Annotated in this window: 1 protein-coding gene; it reads right to left on the bottom strand. The window is 69.0% G+C overall.

Features of this window, described 5'->3' with window-relative positions; genetic code table 11:
- Positions 1-1,871: SDR family NAD(P)-dependent oxidoreductase (locus ACP4J0_RS38340; RefSeq protein WP_426604050.1), on the bottom strand; the 1,871-nt coding region annotated here is incomplete at its 3' end.
- Between the last annotated feature and the right edge of the window lie 48 nt (positions 1,872-1,919).

The raw sequence follows: 1,919 nt of genomic DNA, 5'->3' as shown, positions 1-1,919 counted from the left end.
TCGGCGAAGACGTTGCCGGCTGCGTAGTTGCCCTGGCCCGGGCCGCCCAGCAGTCCGGCCAGGGACGAGAAGACGACGAACAGCGACAGGTCCAACTCCTGCGTCAGCTCGTGCAAGTGCCAGGTGGCGTCCACCTTCGGCGCCAGCACCCGGCCCATCCGCTCACCGGTCAGTGAGCCGATGACACCGTCGTCGAGGATGCCTGCGGTGTGCACAACACCTGTCAGCGGGTGTTCTGCGGGCACCGCCGCCAACACCGCCGCCAGCGAAGCCCGGTCGGAGACGTCGCAGGCCACGACGGTGACCTCGGCGCCCAACTGTGACAGTTCGGCGACCAGTTCGGCAGCGCCTCGGGCCTGCTCGCCCCGGCGGCTGGCCAGCAGCAGATGACGTACCCCGTGGGAGCGCACCAGGTGCCGGGCGGTCCAACTGCCCAGACCACCCGTGCCACCGGTGATCACGACCGTGCCCCGGACATCCACCGTTTCGGGCATGGTCAGGACGAGCTTGCCGGTGTGCTTGGCCTGGCTCATCGACCGGAAGACCTCACGGGCCCGCCGTACGTCCGTACTGGCCACCGGCAACGGCCGCAGCACCCCGGCCGCGAACAGCTCCATCAGCTCGGCCAGCATCTCGCCGATCCGCTCCGGCCCGGCCTCGATCAGATCGAAGGCCTGGTAGCCCGAACCGGGGTGGTCCGCCTGAACGTCATGCGCCGAGCGGATGTCGGTCTTGCCCATCTCGATGAACCGGCCGCGCTCGGCCAGCACCCGCAGTGAGGCATCCACGAACTCACCGGCCAGCGAGTTCAGTACCACATCCACGCCACGCCCTTGGGTGGCGGTGAGGAACCGCTGCTCGAAGTCCAGCGAACGCGAGGACGCCATGTGCCCGTCATCCAGCCCGAGCGAGCGCAGCACCTCCCACTTGCCCTCACTGGCGGTGGCGAACACCTCCACCCCGAAGTGCCGGGCCAGCTGGATCGCCGCCATACCCACACCACCGGCACCGGCATGCACCAGCAGCGACTCACCAGGCACCATCCCCGCCAGATCCACCAACCCGTAATAGGCGGTGAGAAACACGATCGGCACCGACGCAGCCTCAGCGAACGACCAGCCATCCGGCACCCGCACCACATACCGGTGATCGGTGTCAGCGACCGGACCGAACGCCGCCGGCACAATCCCCAAAACCCGATCCCCGACACGCAAGCCGTCCACCCCCGGACCGACTTCGGTGATGACACCGGCGGCCTCACTGCCCAACGGCCCCGCATCACCGGGGTACATCCCCAACGCGTTGAGCACATCGCGGAAGTTCAGCCCGGCCGCACACACCTGAATCCGCACCCGACCGGCCGCAACAGGCTCAGCGAGCTCGGAGCAGGGAACAAAGGACAGCCCTTCCAGCGTGCCCCGCCGCGTCGTCTCCAGCCGCCACAGCCCGCCAGCGGGCGGAACCAGGGCATCCCCATCGGAGTGGCGGGCCAAGTTCACGATGCGCACGGCCTTACCACGTACCGCCATTTGCGCCTCGTCAGTGGCGACTGCCCCGGCCAGCGCGGTGAGGTCGAGGACTCCATCGCTCTCGAGGTCCACCAGGGTGATCCGGTCGGGATTCTCCGACTGCGCGGACCGGACCAGGCCCCACACCGCCGCTGCGGGCAAGTCGGTCACCGGGTCGTCCGAGCCGGTGGTGACCGCTCCCCGAGTGACCACAACCAGCCGGGTCCCGCCGAAACGCTGTTCGGCCAGCCAGCACTGCACCTGCTCCAGCACCCACACCGACACCTCGTGCACACGCCCCACCACCGAGCCCGACTCAGGCTCGGGCGAGTGCGGCACGACCAGCACCACACTGCTCGGCACGGGAGTCCCGTACTCAACCGCAGTGCCCAGCGCGGCCAGATCCGCGTA

This window comes from Streptomyces sp. WG7, assembly GCF_049975785.1.
Classification (GTDB): Bacteria; Actinomycetota; Actinomycetes; order Streptomycetales; family Streptomycetaceae; genus Streptomyces.
This window is presented reverse-complemented; position numbering and strand designations above follow the sequence as displayed.